The 19629-nt window shown below is 41.3% G+C and carries 17 protein-coding genes; 6 read left to right on the top strand and 11 right to left on the bottom strand.

What is annotated here, in order from left to right; all coding sequences use genetic code 11:
• Positions 1 to 70 precede the first annotated feature (70 nt).
• The gene (locus AC503W_RS03050; protein ID WP_494916002.1) at positions 71 to 1684 is read right to left on the bottom strand and encodes an Ig-like domain-containing protein; all 1614 of its coding nucleotides are present in this window, start codon (positions 1682 to 1684) and stop codon (positions 71 to 73) included.
• A gap of 385 nt (positions 1685 to 2069) precedes the next feature.
• The gene (locus AC503W_RS03045; RefSeq protein WP_494916000.1) at positions 2070 to 3533 is read right to left on the bottom strand and encodes a protein adenylyltransferase SelO; all 1464 of its coding nucleotides are present in this window, start codon (positions 3531 to 3533) and stop codon (positions 2070 to 2072) included.
• Positions 3534 to 3773: 240 nt separating this feature from the next.
• Here AC503W_RS03045 and AC503W_RS03040 point away from each other — a divergent pair, with 240 nt between their 5' ends.
• Positions 3774 to 5195 (top strand): glycoside hydrolase family 18 protein, encoded by a 1422-nt coding sequence (locus AC503W_RS03040; RefSeq protein WP_494915998.1) that lies wholly within the window; start codon positions 3774 to 3776, stop codon positions 5193 to 5195.
• Positions 5196 to 5271: 76 nt separating this feature from the next.
• On the opposite strand, the gene AC503W_RS03035 is transcribed toward AC503W_RS03040, so the two are convergent.
• The 3 genes from AC503W_RS03035 to AC503W_RS03025 form a co-directional block, all read right to left on the bottom strand.
• On the bottom strand, positions 5272 to 5781 hold the full coding sequence (locus AC503W_RS03035) for a YfiT family bacillithiol transferase (protein ID WP_494915996.1): 510 nt from the start codon (positions 5779 to 5781) through the stop codon (positions 5272 to 5274).
• A 219-nt stretch (positions 5782 to 6000) separates the two neighbouring features.
• On the bottom strand, positions 6001 to 7662 hold the full coding sequence (locus AC503W_RS03030) for a catalase (protein ID WP_402871656.1): 1662 nt from the start codon (positions 7660 to 7662) through the stop codon (positions 6001 to 6003).
• 449 nt (positions 7663 to 8111) lie between these two features.
• Positions 8112 to 8837 (bottom strand): 3-ketoacyl-ACP reductase, encoded by a 726-nt coding sequence (locus AC503W_RS03025; protein WP_402871658.1) that lies wholly within the window; start codon positions 8835 to 8837, stop codon positions 8112 to 8114.
• 222 nt (positions 8838 to 9059) lie between these two features.
• Here AC503W_RS03025 and AC503W_RS03020 point away from each other — a divergent pair, with 222 nt between their 5' ends.
• On the top strand, positions 9060 to 9290 hold the full coding sequence (locus tag AC503W_RS03020; RefSeq protein ID WP_403124953.1) for a hypothetical protein: 231 nt from the start codon (positions 9060 to 9062) through the stop codon (positions 9288 to 9290).
• Between the two features lie 563 nt (positions 9291 to 9853).
• On the opposite strand, the gene AC503W_RS03015 is transcribed toward AC503W_RS03020, so the two are convergent.
• Positions 9854 to 11086 (bottom strand): cytochrome P450, encoded by a 1233-nt coding sequence (locus AC503W_RS03015; RefSeq protein WP_402989010.1) that lies wholly within the window; start codon positions 11084 to 11086, stop codon positions 9854 to 9856.
• Between the two features lie 252 nt (positions 11087 to 11338).
• On the bottom strand, positions 11339 to 12124 hold the full coding sequence (locus AC503W_RS03010) for an SDR family oxidoreductase (RefSeq protein WP_402989013.1): 786 nt from the start codon (positions 12122 to 12124) through the stop codon (positions 11339 to 11341).
• Positions 12125 to 12439: 315 nt separating this feature from the next.
• On the opposite strand from AC503W_RS03010, the gene AC503W_RS03005 reads away from it, so the two are divergent.
• Entirely contained in the window at positions 12440 to 13339 is a 900-nt protein-coding gene (locus AC503W_RS03005) for a 3-hydroxyacyl-CoA dehydrogenase (protein WP_494917253.1), read from the top strand.
• Positions 13340 to 13441: 102 nt separating this feature from the next.
• Here the strand turns inward: AC503W_RS03005 and AC503W_RS03000 are convergent, their stop codons facing one another.
• Positions 13442 to 14761 carry a sensor histidine kinase gene (locus tag AC503W_RS03000; protein WP_494915993.1) on the bottom strand — a complete coding sequence of 440 codons (1320 nt, stop codon included), beginning with the start codon at positions 14759 to 14761 and terminating at the stop codon, positions 13442 to 13444.
• 1 nt (position 14762) lies between these two features.
• Positions 14763 to 15449: a response regulator transcription factor gene (locus AC503W_RS02995; RefSeq protein ID WP_402959008.1), complete on the bottom strand. Its 687-nt coding sequence runs from the start codon at positions 15447 to 15449 to the stop codon at positions 14763 to 14765.
• Between the two features lie 230 nt (positions 15450 to 15679).
• On the opposite strand from AC503W_RS02995, the gene AC503W_RS02990 reads away from it, so the two are divergent.
• Both AC503W_RS02990 and AC503W_RS02985 read left to right on the top strand, forming a co-directional pair.
• Positions 15680 to 15886, top strand: coding sequence for a hypothetical protein (locus AC503W_RS02990; protein ID WP_402959006.1), 207 nt, complete (start codon positions 15680 to 15682; stop codon positions 15884 to 15886).
• Between the two features lie 33 nt (positions 15887 to 15919).
• A complete protein-coding gene (locus AC503W_RS02985) occupies positions 15920 to 16924 on the top strand; it encodes a DJ-1/PfpI family protein (protein ID WP_494915990.1) in 1005 nt (334 codons plus the stop codon).
• 214 nt (positions 16925 to 17138) lie between these two features.
• Here the strand turns inward: AC503W_RS02985 and AC503W_RS02980 are convergent, their stop codons facing one another.
• Positions 17139 to 17732, bottom strand: a complete 594-nt coding sequence (locus AC503W_RS02980; RefSeq protein WP_494915989.1) for a TetR/AcrR family transcriptional regulator — start codon at positions 17730 to 17732, stop codon at positions 17139 to 17141.
• A 123-nt stretch (positions 17733 to 17855) separates the two neighbouring features.
• Here AC503W_RS02980 and AC503W_RS02975 point away from each other — a divergent pair, with 123 nt between their 5' ends.
• The gene (locus AC503W_RS02975) at positions 17856 to 18998 is read left to right on the top strand and encodes a YhgE/Pip domain-containing protein (protein WP_494915987.1); all 1143 of its coding nucleotides are present in this window, start codon (positions 17856 to 17858) and stop codon (positions 18996 to 18998) included.
• A 91-nt stretch (positions 18999 to 19089) separates the two neighbouring features.
• Here the strand turns inward: AC503W_RS02975 and AC503W_RS02970 are convergent, their stop codons facing one another.
• A complete protein-coding gene (locus AC503W_RS02970; protein WP_494915986.1) occupies positions 19090 to 19629 on the bottom strand; it encodes a DUF2812 domain-containing protein in 540 nt (179 codons plus the stop codon).

The following is a 19629-nucleotide window of genomic DNA, read 5'->3' as shown; positions in this document are numbered from 1 at the left end:
TACATGTATAAAATAATCCAGTTGCAATCAACAACTGGATTATTTCTTAGAAAATCTCGTTCAATTTTATTTATTTTTTCTTAAAAACAACCTTTTTCAAACCAGAAATATAAATACGATCTCCAGATTTAAGTGTATTGGTTACACTTTTAACTCCAAAACCATCAGATTCACTTGTGAGAATTTCGTTTACAAGTAGGCTATTACCTCTTTTAATGATTAAATTCCCTGTTCCGTCTGATGTAACCATTTTATATTTTCCGGCATTTATATCCTTACCTACTGTCCAATATCCCGCATGTAGTGTATTGGATTTAACGTTCGATACACGTGTAAACTTTACACTGTCCAAACCACTTATTTTAATTTTATCTCCAGCTTTTATATCCGTTGTAACTACTCTTACTCCAAAATCATCATATTCACTAGTTAAGACCTCATTTATAAAGCGATCTGTGCCCATACCAATAACTAAGTTTCCACTTCCTGAATTTGTCGTGATCTTGTATCGCCCTGCTTTAATATCCTTGCCTGCTTTCCAAGTACCGGCACTTAAGTTTTTCACGTAGGGTTTTGCTTTCACTTTGATCGTTGCCGATGTCGTTTTGCCATTTGTAGTGGTAGCGGTAATTTTTGCTGTCCCTACACCAACGGCTTTAACTATCCCTTTGCTACTGACAGTCGCGATTTTTTTATTGGAAGTCGACCATTTCACTGTTTTATTTACCGCATTACTTGGGCTCACTGTTGCAGATAAGGTTAATGTCTTTCCTTGAACGATGGTAGCTGAAGTCTTATTTACCTTTACAGACTTTGCCACAATTGGTGATTTAACCATTACTTTCACCTTAACCGCTTTAGCATCTTTAACATTTGCTGTAATGGTTGCGGTTCCTTTCGCTTTGCCCGTAACCTTCCCTTTGCTGCTAACCGTTGCGATTTTTTTATTCGAGGTTGTCCATTTCACTGTTTTATCCATACTATCGGATGGGGAAACAGTTGCGGTAAGCTGTCCTGCTTTACCTGCTGTTACAGTTAAGCTTGTTTTATTTACTTTTATAGTTTTTGTAGAGACCTTCACCTTTACTTGTTTCACAACGTCACTATTATCTTTTGCGGTCGCCGTAATGGTAGCAGAACCGTTCGCGATTCCTTTGATATTACCTTTTGAATCTACTTTTGCCACCTTAGTGTTGGAGCTTTTCCATACAACTGTTTTATTTGTAGCATCCGATGGAGCAACGGTCGCCGTTACTTTTACTGTTTGTTTCTTTGTGATATTTAAAGATGCTTTGCTCAACTTCAAACTTGTTGGCACTTTTATTACAGTTACTGTAATACTTTTCTTAATAGATGGATTGCCATTTGCAGTAGCAGTAATAGTTGTAGTACCTGCATTAACCGGTTTAATTTTTCCATTTACATCTACTACTGCAATTTTAGGGTTTGCACTCGTCCAGTTTATATTTTGATCAGTAGCAGCAGCAGGTTTTACAGTCGCTGTTAACTGAGCCGTTTTATTTAACTTGATTGATACTGTTGATTTGTTTAGTGTAATGCTTTGAGGAGCCACAATCTCCTCAACTAATGAATCTGTGTTTTCCGCTTGAGCTGTACTGCCTAATGATACCGATAACGCTAACATCAGCATGAAAATAACTTTTACCCAAATATTTCTTTTCAAATATAAAACCTTCTTTCAATTTTTCATAATTCACGACTAATCATCATCAAACAACTTTCTTAACACAAAATTATAAAATAAAAGTGCTCTATTTCATCGAAAGAATTTCACACTACGAAATTATCTTGATTAGATTATTCGATAAATTATATCCAAAGTTAAATCTATCACTTTAATAAATCCTTTGCCTTATAAATCTATTAATTTTCTAAAGTTTTATTCGTCACCCGTATACCAAAAGTAACAGTGCAAGATAATTTTTTTCTAAAACGATAGGAAAATGCATCTAAAAAACTATTAATGGAGTGCGATTTTTCTTCAATCCAATTACCCATACAAAAAAGATGACTCCAATAGGAATCATCTTTTCGAGTTATTTTTTTCATTAAGTACCACAAAAAGTCTGGTACGGGCCGCATGATTCGGGCACTGTTGCGTATGCTTCCTGATCGCTCGTATGCGCGTATGGGTGTGAGAGTACTTCCAGAAGTCGTTCCATCACACTGTAATCGCCTTTTTTCACCGCAGCATCCAATGCTTCTTCCACCCGGTGGTTTCGTGGAATCACCGCAGGATTACTTTCTTGCATCAGTTTCTTCGAAGAGTCTTCCGATTCCTGTTGACGCCCTACTCGCTCCTGCCACAACTTATGCCACTCTTCAAACTCCGGAGAATCGAAAAGGGCTGCGTCCCCTTTTGTTTCAAACGTTAAGGCACGGAAGGTGTTCGTATAGTCTGCCCGATGCTTCTTCATCATGTCGAGGAGTCCTTCGATCAGCGCTTCATCTTCTGCCTCTTCATTAAAGATGCCCAACTTCGCCCTCATGCCCTTGAACCAATGTGTATGATATAACTTATTGAATTCCGAGATCTCATCCTGCGCCAGTTGAATGGCCTGTTCCTGATCATCATGCAACAGTGGCAGTAGGCTTTCCGCCAATCGGGCTAGGTTCCAAGCGGCAATGTAAGGCTGATTTCCATAGGCATAACGGCCTTGAACGTCAATGGAGCTGAATACCGTTTCCGGATCATAGGTATCCATGAAGGCACATGGACCGTAATCGATGCTTTCACCGCTGATGGTCATGTTGTCAGTGTTCATCACCCCATGTAAGAAGCCAACCAACTGCCATTTTGAAATAAGCTTGGCCTGTCGTTTGATGACCTCCCTTAGCATCGATTGAGCTCGGTTTTCAGCAGCTTCCACCTCTGGAAAATGACGCTTGATAGTATAGTCTACAAGGGCCTGCAGTTCCTCGATTGTCCTCCACTTAGCAACATATTGAAAAGTTCCGACACGAAGATGGCTGGCAGCCACTCGCGTTAAAACCGCACCGGGTAGCACAGTTTCCCGATAGACCGGGTCGCCTGTCTTCACTACAGCCAAACTACGCGATGTGGGAATTCCCAGCGCATGCATGGCTTCACTGATGATATATTCACGTAACATCGGACCCAGTGCCGCGCGTCCATCCCCCCCGCGTGAATAGGGTGTTCTTCCTGGACCTTTAAGCTGGATGTCCATCCTTTCCCCCTCTGGCGTAATCTGCTCACCCAAGAGCACCGCTCGCCCGTCACCTAGCATTGTGAAATGACCGAATTGGTGACCCGCGTATGCTTGGGAAAGAGGCAAGGCTCCTTCAGGAATCTTGTTACCAGCAAGTACTTCCACACCCTCATCGCTTTCTAATTCTTCCGCGGACAGCCCTAAAGTAGCAGCCAGCTTTTCATTGAGAATGATCAATTCAGGTGCACTTACTGGAATCGGGTCGGTAAGGGTGAAAAGAGCTTTTGGAAGTCCAGCATAGCTATTTTCGAAGTTCCATCCTGATTCATTATTTTTTGTCATAGAATCCCCTTTTCTTTAGTCATGTTTGTACTGGTTTTTCCTCATATTTAAAACAAAAATAGTCATTTGCATGGTCCTTATGCACGTTTTTAATGTCTGCATATGCCCATTTATTATACCGTTTCCACATCAAGATGACCCTTTTTAAGCAATCGCGTTTGAAAAACTCCATAGGTAAATACACATTTAAACGGCTATTACATAGAATGCATGAATGAAATGACTTAAGGGGGAGTTCTGTTGATTATCTATGTAGTAAGCAGTGGCGATTCGTTATGGAAAATTGCAAACCGCTATGGAGTAACAATCGATTCAATTGTTAAATTAAATGCATTATCCGACCCAAGCCAATTAACGCTTGGCCAGTCATTGGTTATTCCTCACATCGGGACCTCTCACATCGTTGAAGCCGGAGAAACCTTATGGTCGATTGCCCAGCAATACGGACTGACCATTCAAGCACTCATGCAAGCCAATCAACTTACCGACCCAAACGTACTTTACCAAGGCAGTGTTCTATATATCCCGCCCATTACACACGTCGTTCAGTCGGGACAAACGTTATGGGACATTTCCGTTTGGTATGGCACGACCGTTCAGGCCATCTTGAGTGTCAATCAAATCGAAGACCCAAACACGATTTATGTAGGAATGAACCTCATCATCCCAAGGTCGAAACGAGCGATAGAAGTGAATGCTTATACCTATCAATCAAGTGATGCAGCCGTCCAATCCATCCAAGATATCGGCCAACTACTTACTTACCTCAGCCCCTTTGCGTATAAAATCAAGGAAGATGGCACATTAGAAGGACTGAACGATGAAGATATGGTCGATGCCGCGATTTCAAAAGGTATCGTCCCCATGATGTCGATTACGAACTTCACTTCAACGGAAGCTGGATCCAACCTAGCCCAAGTCATTTTGTCCAATTCTTCATTAAGGGAAAAGGTCATTCGGAATGTGCTTGAAGTGATGGATGACAAAGGCTATACCGCACTAAACATCGATTTTGAAAATGTATTGCCCGAGAATCGCGAGGATTACAACCGATTCCTGCAACTGGCGGTTGAGCGTCTTCATGCTAGAGGCTATTTGGTTTCCACTGCCCTTGCGCCCAAGACGAGCGAAGAGCAAGCTGGTGTGTTATATGAAGCACATGATTATGAAGCGCATGGACGGATTGTCGATTTCGTCGTGCTCATGACGTATGAATGGGGATATCGGATGGGTCCCCCTCAAGCCATCTCTCCCCTTGACCAAATGAGGAAAGTCGTGGAGTATGCCTTGACGGTGATTCCTGCAGAAAAGATCTTTTTAGGGTTCCAAATATATGCACGGGATTGGCTCCTCCCACATGTTAAAGGCCAGGAAGCGGAGACATTCAGCCCACAAGAAGCCGTAAGGAGGGCCGTTAAGCACGGAGCACCCATTCAATATGATCCGGTCGCCCAATCACCCTTTTTCCGCTATACAGACGAAAAAGGGAAAACGCATGAAGTATGGTTTGAAGATGCACGGAGCGCCCAAGCCAAGTTTGAACTCGCAAAGCAATATAAGCTCCGCGGCATCAGCTACTGGGCACTAGGTTTCCCTTACCCCCAAAACTGGGCTTTATTAGAGGACAATTTTTCAATCAAGAAATTGAAGACATTTAGCTGATTTGCTACAACCTTTCGAGGATACCCGTTTAAAAAAATGGCTTATCGACTTTCGATAAGCCGATCCCATCCAATTGTTATTTCGATAAGGCGATTTTTATATGGGCTAAGTGGTGATTTTCGTGCCAAGCCAATTTTGCGATTTTTTTTGCCACTGTTATTTCACCATTTTCCTGATGAGTGAAAGTTCGACGTACTTGCTCTTCGGTTAAACTATGCCCTAAAGCAACGATACGCTCATTTATCCCTTCTAGCATTTTAACGGAACTTTCTATTGGAAGTTCAGTGTCCGGTTGAATCGCCCATCTTTCCTGGTCAAAACCTGGTACCGTTGGGTTCTCATCTGTCAAAGCCAGCTTCAAACGTTGATACATGTTCAACTGGGAATCTGCAATGTGATGAACAAGCTGACGAACATTCCAGCCACCCTCACGATATGTTTTCTTTAATTCCTCATCACTTAATGAGTCAACAGTTTCTCTTAATTGAATGGTGTATGTTTCGATATCCTTTAACCATTCTTGAATGTTTTCTAGTGTTACTTGTTCAGGTACTTGTAATTCCCCAATTGGAAATCTCACATCCATTTTCATTCCCCATTTCCCTATTCGTTATTTCTTTTACATATTGATCAGGAGATTATAATCCCCTTATATTTTAACATATTTTATCCAATTTCCGACATTTATTGGTACCAATAAAGGGGACACCGAAATAACAAGAACTCTTTAACCAAAGACTAAAAAAAAGCTGCCCGCCCGTCAGTTTTCACCGACTTTGGGACAGCTGCTTTGTTTTATTGCCTCTTAATAAGGGTCGGCTTCGTGGCTTTTCTTCACGGCATCTTTAGTCGCTTCATTTGCCGCTAATGTACCTTGGCCATATTTCGACTTACCTGATTCACGGCCTGGAATCTTGCCTTCTTCCTGTTTTTCCTTGATTTCTTTCATTTTCATTTCGATGCCTTCCTTCACACGGCGGCCATATTCTTCATCGGCTTGTGTAAAGTGCTCAACCATGGCATCTTGAATACGTTTGTCACATATTGCAAGTGCATTGGATAGGTTGTTGATTAATTCATCACGTTCCCAGTCCTCAAAGCTGCGATATGTTTCGCCCGCTTGACCATAGTTATTAGGACGGTCAATCGGCTCGCTCATTACCGCCGCATTATAGCTCGGACGGTGCTGTGGACGCTCTTCTTTGCTTGCTTCCTTGTACCCGCCGATCATCGAAGGTTCATAGTTAATCGATGGATTTTCACCATTCTCTTTCGGGTCACGAATATCCATTTGACCACGATGCTGATTCGTGCGGACAGGCACTTTCGGAGCATTCACAGGCAATTTCAGATAGTTCGGACCTACACGATAGCGTTGCGTATCAGAGTAGGAGAACGTACGGCCTTGGAGCATTTTATCATCGGAGAAATCCATTCCGTCGACAAGAACCCCTGTACCGAAGGCGGCCTGCTCGATTTCCGCATGGTAGTCCACCGGATTCCGATCAAGAACCATACGACCGACTGGCAACCATGGGAATTTATCTTCCGGCCAGAGTTTTGTATCATCTAGCGGATCGAAATCAAGTTCTGGATGGTAGTCATCCTCCATGATTTGCACATAGAGTTCCCATTCCGGATATTCTCCACGCTCGATGGATTCATATAAATCCTGTGTCGCATGGGCGACGGTCTTCGCTTGAATAGCGTCTGCTTCTTCTTGGGTTAAGTTGCGGATGCCTTGCTTAGGCTCCCAATGATACTTTACAAGCACAGCTTCGCCTTTGTCATTCACCCATTTATAAGTATTCACTCCAGAACCCTGCATATGGCGGTATGTAGCTGGAATGCCCCATGGAGAAAATAGGAATGTAATCATATGCGTAGCTTCAGGTGAACGGGAAACAAAGTCGAACATCTGCTCAGGATTCGCCACGTTCGATGCTGGATCCACCTTGAATGCATGAATCATATCAGGGAACTTCATCGCATCACGGATAAAGAAAATTTTCAGGTTGTTGCCGACTAGATCCCAGTTACCATCTTCCGTATACATTTTCACGGCAAAACCGCGTGGATCCCGTGCTGTTTCTGGCGAATCCTTCGATCCTGCCACGGTAGAGAAACGGACCATGAGTGGTGTTCGCTTCCCAGCACCCGAAAATACTTTCGCCCGAGTATATTTTTCTGGAGGTTCATCTCCGACTTTTCCATATGCTTCAAAATAGCCAAATGCTCCAGCACCACGTGCGTGAACCACACGCTCCGGCACTTCCTCCCGGTCAAAGTGGGAAATCTTTTCGATGAAATGATAATTCTCAAGTGTAGCGGGACCGCGATTACCTACTGTTCGGATATTCTGGTTATCCGTCACAGGGTGACCTTGACGCGTGGTCAACGTATCGCGTTTCACATCTTTTTCTTGATCCTGTCCTTTTGGAGCATTCATATCTTTGTTCTCTGCCAAAATGAAAACCTCCTTAAAAATAGTGGCCCTTACTTCACTAGTATTCCAGTTTATAAGGGGAATTATCATTTATATTAAATATTAAATGATAATTATTATAATCAACACAAAACCATTATAGGGTATGCACGTAAAGAATGCACGTAAAATGAATTACATTTTTCTTTCTCAATAAATATCGTATATTCTCAGTAGTGAGGATTACTAGATAACCACTCATCTATCTATTAGGGGCCGTCCCTTAATTTCTTAAAGTCGTTTACTAACTAATTAGACAATACTTCTTCTATACCTTCGTTTTGAAAAAAGAAAACCTATAATTGATAAATTTCTCCAGAAAACCAGAAATTATTCTCATTAACTTAGATGCCTTCATAACAAAAAAAGAGTCAATTATCCTTTTGGATAACTAACTCTTTTAGTTCTTAATTTATTGAAAATAAACGGCATTAAAATGGGTTCGTTGCGATGAAGCTTGCTGTTTTGACATACATACGTGGATTGATCTTTAATTGGTCCACGATGAATTCTGCAATATCTTCAGGTTGGATGAATTTTGTATCGTTATTTTCCTTAATTAAGCTTAGGTCAAGCGCAAGATCTGTTGCCACCGTACTTGGTGTCAAAGCAGACACGCGAATATTGTTGCGGCGAACTTCTTGTGCTAAGGATTCTGTAAAACCAATTACGGCAAACTTGGATGCACTGTATGCACTTGATGTAGCGGCTCCACTCAATCCATTTGTGGAAGACACATTAATGATGTCCCCACCATTTTTCTCGATTAATTGAGGCAGTACAGCATGTGTTACATAATAGGTGCCCATTAAGTTTGTATCAATGATTTGTTTCCATTCTTCTGGATCCATTTCCATAACCGTACCGAATGTTCCGATACCCGCGCTATTAATTAGAATATCTGCATTCCCTAACTCTTTTGTTAAAGATTCAATCGCTGCTTCCACTTGTTCCTTTGATGAAACATCAGCTGCTGCATAGGCCACTTTAACGCCTAACCCTTCAATTTCGGTAGCCGCCTCTTTTAGAGTTGCCTCTGTTCTTGCAAGTAAACCGACGTTTACTCCTTCTTTAGCTAGTGCGATAGCCGTTGCTTTCCCGATTCCTCTTGCCCCACCGGTAACAATTGCTACTTTATTTTTTAATGATTGTGCCATAATAGTTAGCCCCTTTCTAAATCAACTTTCATATACGTTCTATTATACTATTTTGGATTGGATATTCCTAAAAGCCTGCTTGGCCTTTTGCAGAAACCATTTATAAGTATTTTCTTGATTAGGTTTTCGTAAATTTTGTTTTATATTCTTATATTTCTCTTGCTATGCAAATCATTTAAAGGATAGGTCAAAATGGTAATATAAGGATTTGGTCACTTTCCAATGGTACAACTAACATTTAAAAAATGGATGAAAATCACTATTACATTAATGATTCTTTCAACAATATTATATTCATTGAATGCCGTATACATTGATAAAAAGGCGATTGATTGGGAACATGTACTTCTCCAATCTATCGGATTACCATTATTCATTACAGGTTTTTTATGGTTATGGGGAGATATAACTTTTTCAAAAAAGAACAAAGAAGAAAAAATCGATCCAAAATAATAAACCTAGCGATTACGATTTTCCCCCAGTTTCATTCATGACTATTTCGAGCACACCACAGCATTAAGAAAGTTTTCTGATTGTTGATTCTCCAGCTGAAAATAATGGCAAAAAGAACATCAGAAGTATTCTGATGCCAGACTGTAGACAAACTCTATAAAAATCGTGTTTGTATGGCTTGTACAATGTGGACGTTGATTTCCACTCCAGGCACTCGCTTTCCGCGGGCGGTCCGCGAGCCTCCTCGGCTTTCGCCTGCGGGGTCTCCCGTAGACACGCTTTTCCCGCAGGAGTCTCGTACCTTCCGTTCCTATCAACTTTGTTTTAACTCATAGATAATACCCTATTTCCTAAGTCATGATTGTTTCACAATAGAATTATTAGTTCTTAAAATGGAGCCTGCCCTGAATGTAAAGATGATGGAAAATTGGACACGGCAAGTTTAGGCGAAGATTCGAAAGGAATTTCAAAAGGGGATCGGAACTTAATATTTCCGACCCCCTTTTGTCTAAACTCTGACATCAGAGTTTTCTGATGTTCCTAAAGTATTGCAATTTCCCCTCTTACTTATAGACCTTGACCGGTAAATATGTTAAGGACTGTCCAGTAGCGGATTCGGTTAAGTTTTGTTCTAAATCAAACCCTTCGACAGGTTCGATACGAGAGAATTTCTTGACGAAAAGCTCCAAAGCCAATTTCATTTCCAATCGTGCAAGCGGTGCACCTAAGCAGAAATGTGGCCCGCTTCCGAAGGTCAAATGCTTCTTATTATTTGGACGGCGGATGTCTATTTTGAAAGGATCTTCAAACATATCTCCATCCAGATTGCAGCCGCTCATCCAAGCGATGACGGTATCCCCTTTTTTTAACGGAACCCCTAATAAATCATTATCTTCTTTAACCGTGCGATCTCGTCTGGAGCTGTGGAACCGATACCGTAGCATTTCCTCGACTGCATTCGGAATCAATTCAGGCTCATTCCGGAGTTCTCCATAGATTGACGGATCATCATAAAGTAATGAATAGAAAGAATTCGCGATCGCATGGCTAGTCGTTTCTACACCCGCGCCTAATAGGAGCATCGTCGCCTGCACGATCTCTTCATCCGTAAACCTTTCCCCATCCACTTCTGCCCGGATTAAGTCACAGATAATATCATCTGACAGATTCGAACGTTTCTGAACGACAATCGGATATAGGTATTGGAAATATTCCTTTGCCGCCTGTTCCTTTTTACGCATGATATCTTCCAACCTTGCTTCGTCATAAGGTTGGAACAGGATATCCACCCATTCTTTGAACTGGTGTTGATCTTGAATCGGCACCCCGAATAAATCCGCGATAACCATAGCAGGTAAAGGGCCAGAGAATGCTTTTATAATATCGACCGTTGAGTCAGCTGGAATGTCATCTACAAGGTCGCTAATAATTTGGTGAATACGAGGTTCCCATTCTTTCAAACTGCGCGGGGTGAAAGCGGCTGCTAACAAGGAGCGGCTCTTCCGATGTGCAGGTGGATCCACCAATGTAAGATTCGTTATGGAAGAAGGTTTTTCTGCCTTCTTACCCGCTCCAACGAAAATAGCACTTCTAGGTCCTTCACTTGAAAAAACCTTATAGTTACTTAACACCTGTTTAACATGTTCATATTTAAACACATTCCACGTATTCGTTCCCTCATGGAAATAGACAGGATGATCGTGAAGCATTTCTTTGTACCATTCAATCGGGAAAAACTCATCAGCACGTGATTGAAAATTCGTAATTTCTTTAATAGGAATCACTTCTTTGTTCATTAAGTCATATTCCTCCTTCAAAACATCTAAAGATTCTCTGCCTTCTACATTTGCACGTATGTTCAGCTTACTCTAAACAGAGTATTTTGAAAAAAGCAATAAGTAATAGGGCATGAAACCCACATTTGAATACCTTTGGTTTTTTTGTAGGTAGTAGGTCTCTTCTATGTGGCGGTACATGCGTGCCTAAAGACCACATAAAAAAAGCACTCATTTTGAATGGCTCAAAATGAGTGCTTTTTAGTCGTTTCATCAAATCTCCATGTCCCAACGATCCTGCTCGGTTTGCTTCATCTGTTTTTCCGTTTTTTCCGGATAGGCTGTACGGAATTTATGGTGGTCGGCCGGGATGATTTCAATCATCTTCTCGATCATGTCTTCCGGATCAAGTTGGTTCTTTAATCCCGCATCCTGTTTCTCCATATCTTCCTTCCGTGTAAAGTTGCGTTCCTCATCGAACCACTTCCATTTCTCCTCTGCAGCCCTGTCGTTGAAGCCCGTATTATAGGCACCCGGATTTATGGTCGCCACCTGCACCCCAAATGGCTCAAGCTCATCCTTCAAGGTTAACGCCATACCCTCGATGGCATGTTTGGTTGTCGCATATGGACCTCCGAATGGGGTCGTGATAATTCCGGCCATCGAACTCAAGAACACGATTTTCCCGCTTCCTTTTTTGACCAGCTTCCTTGCTGCATGTTGGACGGATTCAAGTGTCGCAAATACATTCACTTCGAAAATCGCCCGGAACCGATCCATCGGCACTTCCCCTAGTGCACCGCCTTCGTTGATAGCAGCATTGGCCACAAACACGTCAAAATCATACACATCAATCAGAGCCCTGTCCCGTTCATTCGTGATATCCAATTTGAGCACGTCCATATTCAGGCCTTGCTCCTGTGCTTCTCGCATTAGATCCGTTTTCTGGGACGTGATTTCGGTCGTCGCAATCACGTGGTGCCCTCTCTTCGCTAATCCTAATGCTGTTCCTCTTCCAAGCCCACTGCCTGCTCCCGTGATGAAAATCGTTTTAGTCATCTACTATTCCTCCTATCGATATTCTCTATTATTTCTTCTTCCCCGTTGCTATAGACCTAAACAAAATAACGCTTTTCCCAAGGGCAAAAGACAAATAAGTCAGGGTCTAAAAAAGGGATAACAAGGTTTTCAAAAGGACTTTATTCCCCTTTTTTGTTAAAATTAAATAGAACTTTAGACATGCATCCGAATTTGTCTTTGCGTTTATTAAGGTCGTTTACGGGAATACTTAAAAACATCAAGTCTATCCCTGCATTTCATTCATGAAAGCTTAAACAACCGAGGATAACTAACGAAAAAGGGGTTTTTACGATGATGAATTACAAAAACATCACAGTTGCCGGAAGCGGCGTTTTAGGAAGTCAGATAGCCTTCCAAACCGCTTACGTAGGAAAATTCAATGTAACGATATATGACATTAACGACGAAGCTTTAGAACGTGCCAAAGAAAGAATCACGAACTTGAAGCCGTATTATAAAGAAGATTTAGGGGCAACGGACGAAGAGTTGAATGCGGCTTATGACCGTCTTACTTTCCATTCCGATCTTGCAAAAGCTGTAGCGGATGCGGATCTTGTGATTGAAGCGATTCCAGAAGTCGTTCAGATTAAAACTGATTTTTATACGGAATTAGGAAAAGTTGCGCCTGAAAAAACCGTTTTTGCAACGAACTCTTCGACATTATTGCCAAGTCAATTTGCAGAAGCGACAGGCCGTCCCGAGAAATTCCTTGCCTTACACTTTGCGAATGAAATCTGGAAAAACAATACCGCCGAAGTCATGAAGCACCCAGGAACAAATGAACAGTTCTTCGATGAAGTGATTGATTTCGCAAAAGCGATCGGAATGGTCGCCCTCCCATTACATAAAGAGCAACCCGGCTATATCTTGAACTCTTTATTGGTTCCGTTCTTGGAAGCAGGCCAAGGACTCCTATTGAATGAAGTCGCCGACCCTGCAACCATCGACAAGACATGGATGATTGCAACAGGCGCTCCACTCGGACCTTTCGCCATCTTGGACGTAGTGGGAATCACCACCGCCTATAACATTGCCAATGCCAAGGCTCAAGCAGGTGATCCACATTTCGTGAAATTGGCTAACCTCTTGAAAACGGAATACATCGACAAAGGAAAAACAGGCAGAGCAGCAGGAGAAGGCTTCTACAAGTACCCGAACCCTGCTTTCGCTAAAGCTGATTTCTTAAAAGGTTAATGAACATGAAGGAAAAAGCAGAAGGCGCTTAGGCACCTTCTGCTTTTTCATGGATGATTTGTTTCGATATACCTTCCAGCTGTTTGCGGAAAGCATGCTACACTAAGAATTTCCCAAAGGTAACCACCCCTTTAAGATTGCACCACCTTCTGGGTTATTTCCTACTACCAACTCCCCACCATGCTGTCTAATGATTCGCTGAGAAATCGTTAAACCTAATCCTGCTCCTCCGGTTGAGCGATTTCTCGATGCTTCCCCACGATATAGTGGTTCAAATACTCGCGAAAGGTCTTCCATAGAGAACCCCTTTCCTGTATCTTGTACCGTAAAGATCACTTGGTTATCCTCTCTATTGCAAGTAATGAATATTTCTCCATTCCTAGGTGTATGCCTTACCGCATTATCTAGCAAGTTATTCAGGGCTCGTTCCAATAAGTGCGAATCACCCTTGATGTAGCAACCCGTTTTTAAATGATCTGTCATGATGGAAATCCCCTTTTGCTGAGCCTGCAGGCGCAGGCTTTCTATGGAGTTCTTGAGAACAAGACACAGATCAATCCTGTTTTCAGGCAGATTCACTTCTTGGTATTCCGTCTTAGCAAACGTGAAAAGATCCTCTACTAATCGATCCAACTGCGCCGACTTCTCCTTACATACCGCCAAATACTTTGCTTTCTTTTCAGGTGTATCAGCAATGCCTTGCTCTAAACCATCTAGGTAACCACGCAAAGCAAACAAAGGCGTTCGTAAATCATGTGCAACAGCAGTAATGACAAATCTCCTTTCAGCTTCCAATTCATCCTGTTTCTGAAAAGATTTTTTCAGACTATCTACCATAATAGTAAACCCGTCATGTACCTCATCAATTTCTGAAATCCTTGATGAAGGTAACTGGATATCCAGGTCTCCCTCTGCAATCTGTCGAGCACATAGACCCGTTTTCTCCAAAGGAATGAGAATATATCTTCGCATTGCATAGGTAATGACCAAAATCGCCACGATTAGGCCAGAAATGACTGCCATTATTTGAGTCATTTTTGAATGATCTTGATAGATGACAACCCTTCCAAGCACCTGCCCATCCTGTATGATTGAAAACTGTTCCACGCTCGCAGAGGACGGCCCTCGGTCAGAGTCCGATTGAAAAATCGCCTGATTAGATCTGGATAGTATCGACACGCCCATGTCTGCTTTCTCTAAAAGCCCGCTTAATTGGTCTTGCCAAGCAGGACTTTTCCATTTATCAGTATTCGTTTCAATCAAGTGAGTTATCGCTTCTATATTCTCCTGTTGTGGTTCATCCATGCCGAGATTGAATGACTTTGTTTCAAGAATATGCCCACCTACATAAAACACCCACGGGAAAGTAAGGATAATGAGTAGGCAGAGGATGGTGAAATGACGAATTCGAATGGTTTTCATTTTATTCTCCTTTGAAACGATAGCCTATACCCCATACATTGACTATAAATTTCGGTTCGTTAGGGTCCGCTTCAATTTTCTCCCGAAGTCGACTTAGATGGACACGAATAGTATGTTTGTCCCCAATCCCTTCCCAAAACTTTTCGAGTAATTGCTCGTATGTAAAAACATATTTCGGATGTTCCGCGAATAATTGCAGTAAATCATACTCTTTCGGTGTAAGCGAGATGGGCTGCCCTTCTATAGATACCTCTCTTGTGGATAAATCCAACGAGAGGCGTCCATAATCCAAGACCTTCCCCTTTAACTCTTGCTGAGAACTGGAGCGACGTAATACCGCCTTCACTCTTGCAACAATCTCACCAGGCGAAGCGGTTTTGACTATATAATCATCTCCTCCAATTGCAAGGCCTCGTATCTTGTCTACATCATCACTAAGCGCACTCAAAAAAAGAATCGGGACGTTGCTTTTCATACGAATCTGCCGACATAACTCAAAACCATTTTGTCCCGGCATCATGATATCAAGGACAAGGCAATCAATTCTACATTGCTTTACCACATCAAGCGCCTGAGTAGTATCATAAGCAAGTTTCACCTGAAATCCCTCATTTATTAAGAAATCCCTCAATAATTCAACAATGCTATGGTCATCGTCCACAACTAAAACAGTATGTACATCCTTCACAAATCTAATTCCCCTCTCTAATTGGCTCCCCTATATACCATCCTTACAATTTGATTCAATTTTATCACTTTTTTGAAAAAGGAAACGTTTTAGGATGGATTGTGATTATTTTGTGATTGTTTCATACCATTTTTTGAGATATTTAACGGTTATTCTTTAACTGTGAAACAAACTTCAACTATTGTAATGTTTCGTTCCACAATTCTAATAACTTCGAGGGGGATTTAATAATGGGTGTTGAAGATCAAAGTTATTCATTTTTTCCATTTGGTGCATTGTTCTGTCTTACACTATTTTGTTTTGTAGCCGTTCGTATATTCGCCATACGATCTCGTTATAAGGATTCCAATCAACTTACCCATCTAAAAAAGCTGGTAAGCAAAGGGGAAATGACAGAGGCCGAATACCAAAGATTTAAAGAACTTCTTACTAAATAGGAACATAGGAAATTCAGTTATGGAGGAAAAATTATGCATATCCAAATTGTATTGTTTGATGGATTTGATTTATTAGACGCTATTGCACCTTATGAAGTGTTTACTGCTGCTGGGATGTACTTTAAAGATGACTTAACCGTAACACTCGTTTCTGCAGAAGGGGAACGAATGGTGACAAGTGGAGTGAATGGTTTACAAATTCAAGCAAGTGGGAAACTTGACGTAACTCGTAAAGGAATCATTCTTATTCCGGGTAGCTCTGGTTCTGTTCATGATACTGGAGCCGAATCGATACCGGTTAGGCTCCAGCAAGCATCTGAAACTAACTTGAGACAATTATTAAAACAAGCCATCGGAAATCCAGATATATTGCTATCCACAGTTTGCGGTGGTTCCCTTATATTGGCCATGAGCGGCTTATTAGAAGGTCGGCATGCCGTTACCCATCACATGGGAATGGGGCTTTTAAGTGCTACGAATGCAATTCCTGTTCATGCTCGAATTGTAGATGATGGGGATATTGTTACTGGCGGTGGCGTTACTTCTGGACTCGATGTTGCCCTTTACCTGGTTGAGCGAGAATTAGGCCCACTTATAGCCCACGCGGTGGAACAGCTGTTTGAGTACGAACGTAGAGGTACGGTTTGGAGAAATGAAGGAAATGTACCGAAAGAAATCCGACAGGAAAATGATATTGGAGTGACAAGTGATGAGTCCGTTATCCCAACTGATTCAAGAGATGACTTCCAAGGCAATTGGGATACCACAATCTCCACTCCTATTGGAAAAATCCCGATTTTATTACTTGTAACCTATCAAAATGGGAAACTAGTAGGTACAGCAAAGCAAGGAGATGATATTGTCACAATGGACGATCCCGTACTAGAATCGAATCAATTAAAGTGGTCCATGAAAGTGTCTAAGCCCATGCGTCTTAATTTGAATTTCAGCGTTTACGTAGATGGAAACAAAATGATTGGTGAAGCAAAAGCAGGGATGCTCCCTACATCAAAGTTAGTTGGACATCGAGTTGGATGACATGGGGTGATAGGTAGCCTAACCGTTCATATCCCTGAATAACGCGTCCTATTCATATCGTACTTGCTATTACTTCTCTTATTACTGGACCTTCCCATAATTAATTCACAGCGGGATTCAGATAATGACTAAACGGCTTGAGCTCTATGAAATTTCAGAGCTCATGTCGTTTTTTATTTTTTCTACTATTAATTAACTGTCCTTTCGTATCTGGTTATTTCTTTTGAATATAGGAAATGATATCAATATATAATTCGGTCATTTCTTGAGGAGTTTTATCTAAATCATTTTGTACCCATTGCTCGATCAATCCTAAAAAAGCAGACGTAATGAAGGATAGAAAGTAGTCCATGGGCACTTTTAAATTGGATGCATGGAAGCTTTCATTTTTCTCTAAATTAACACGCACTTTTTCGGAAAAGGCATCTCTAAATCGAAGGTGGAAACCTGTTCTCCCATGATTGCTTAAAAATATCTTTAATAAGGGCGCATGCATTTTAATGGAGCTAAATAAGGCAGCCGCTAATTGCTCCTGTCCTTTTTCAAACGTATGGGTCGATGAATAGCGCGATTGCAATTCATCAATATGATTGCCTAAGTCCTCAAACAACTGCTGTTCGATTCGATCTAGCAAATCGAACTTATCTTGATAGTGCAAATAAAATGTTCCACGGTTAATTTGTGCCGATTTCGTAATGTCCCCTACCGTAATTGAATCAAAGGACTTTTCTTCTAAGATATGTATAAACGACGTTTGAATGAGCTGTTTAGTTTTTCGATTTTTCTCTGCATACGTGCTCATCATCATCACCTCCGCCTTAAAATTGAACAATCTGTTCACTTTTGTTCATTGCTTATATGGTCCTAAAAACTATAAGATATATACATACCACTGAACAACATGTTGGAAATTGAGAAAGGATGATATGCATTGAGACTATTTAAAAATAAACTAGCATGGGCCGCTCCCATCGCGGTTATATTAATTATCGCTCTATTTTCGGTAAACTTATTCGCCCAAGGAAACCCGAAAGTTAGAAATTTACCGGTTGCCCTTATTGTCAATGATGAAGGAACACATGTAGACGCTGTCCAATCAGCCGTTGAACAAATGAGTAAAGTCACGGATGGCGAAGAACCGATGTTAGCTTTTACAAAGGAAAAAGAAGAAAATATTGAAGATCTATTCGATGATAAACAGTACTATGCCGCATTGGTCATTCCTGAAGGCTATAACGATAGCTTACAAAATGCCGTGAAGAATAACAAATCCGCACAATTGAAAATCTATATTAACCAAGGATATAACATGACGGGTGCTAACTTTGCGAAAACTGCATTAAACGGCTTAGTTACCCAATTAAATAATCAATATTCTACAAATTTCATCAAGCAAATGGATGGTCAACAAATTGATGCAGCCCAAGCAGCTGTTATAGTGAACCCAATCGTTTCCGAAGAAAAAGTGTTTAATGAAATTACAGCCTCAACGGCAAACGGTAGTGCACCAACATTAATGGCCGTACCTGCTTGGGTAGGTGCCTTAATCGGTGGTTTCATCCTATTCTTAGCGATATCGAACATCACTAAGAAAGAAAACTTAACACGCAAACAGACCTTACGCTTAATGGGTAGTCAAGTATTATTTGGCGTGATCATCGCCCTATTCTCTGGCTTTACAGTATCGACATTAGCGTCCATCGCCGGTATTAACATGCCAAGTTACTTACTGGTTGCATTCTTCGTATCGTTTGCAGCATTCTGTTTCTTCCTATTAGTATCAGCGATTACGGCATGGATCGGCAAACCAGCCATCACGTTATTCATGGTTGTCATGCTTCTAGGTATGGGTGTATTAATGACACCACTAGAAATGCTGCCCGATTTCTTCGTGAACTTCATTCGCCCTTGGGTTCCGATCCGCTTTGCGTCCGAAGGATTACGTGAAATCTTCTACTTCGGTAGTGGCTTCTACACTGGTGGATCGTTCATCACGATTGCAGGAATCGGTATTGTCGGTTTAGTGATTTACCTGCTGTCCATTTTCAAACCAGCACCTAAACAAAACGACTAAAGCAAGAACATGTGAAGTAATCCCTTGATTAATGGTTAGGTCTGAGTTCGATATTTCATCGGACTCAGACCTTTTTATTTTCTCCTTGAACTCATTCAAAAAACTGCTGACTTTTCTTCAATGCTCTTTTTCGCTGAATGATTTTTATAATGGGAATGGCGATAAGCAATGCTACGGCAATGTTAAGAATACCAACAGCTGAGTTAAAAAATTCCGGCAGTGATTGATCCCCTAAAACACCTACGTTCACAATACCCGACCATACATTAATAAAAAAGAGTAAAAGGAAAATATTCAATATGCGGGTATAATAATCGATCCTTGATTGTGTATCTGTATATAGTTCAAACGGACCTTCAGATGCTACCTTTTTCATGTACACCCAGCCACCAAATTCATGAATAATGGTAATCCCACTGTCTTTAAGCAAGTCAAAATAATCCTTCATCTCACTTTTTGACTTTCCCATGATAAATTCATTGCGGTAAAGGAATGCACCAGGCTCTCCCTTTGTAAAGGTGAACCGACCCAAAGAAAACTTCTTTAGGTGCCAACCGTGCGCAGCCATCTCATTGATCCACTTTTCTTCTTTTTCATAATCCAAGTAAAAGCGATACCTAACTTTCTTCAC

It is taken from the genome of Peribacillus suis (genome assembly GCF_059384845.1).
Note: the sequence above shows the minus strand (reverse complement) of the source record. Positions and strands in the feature narration are given on the sequence as shown.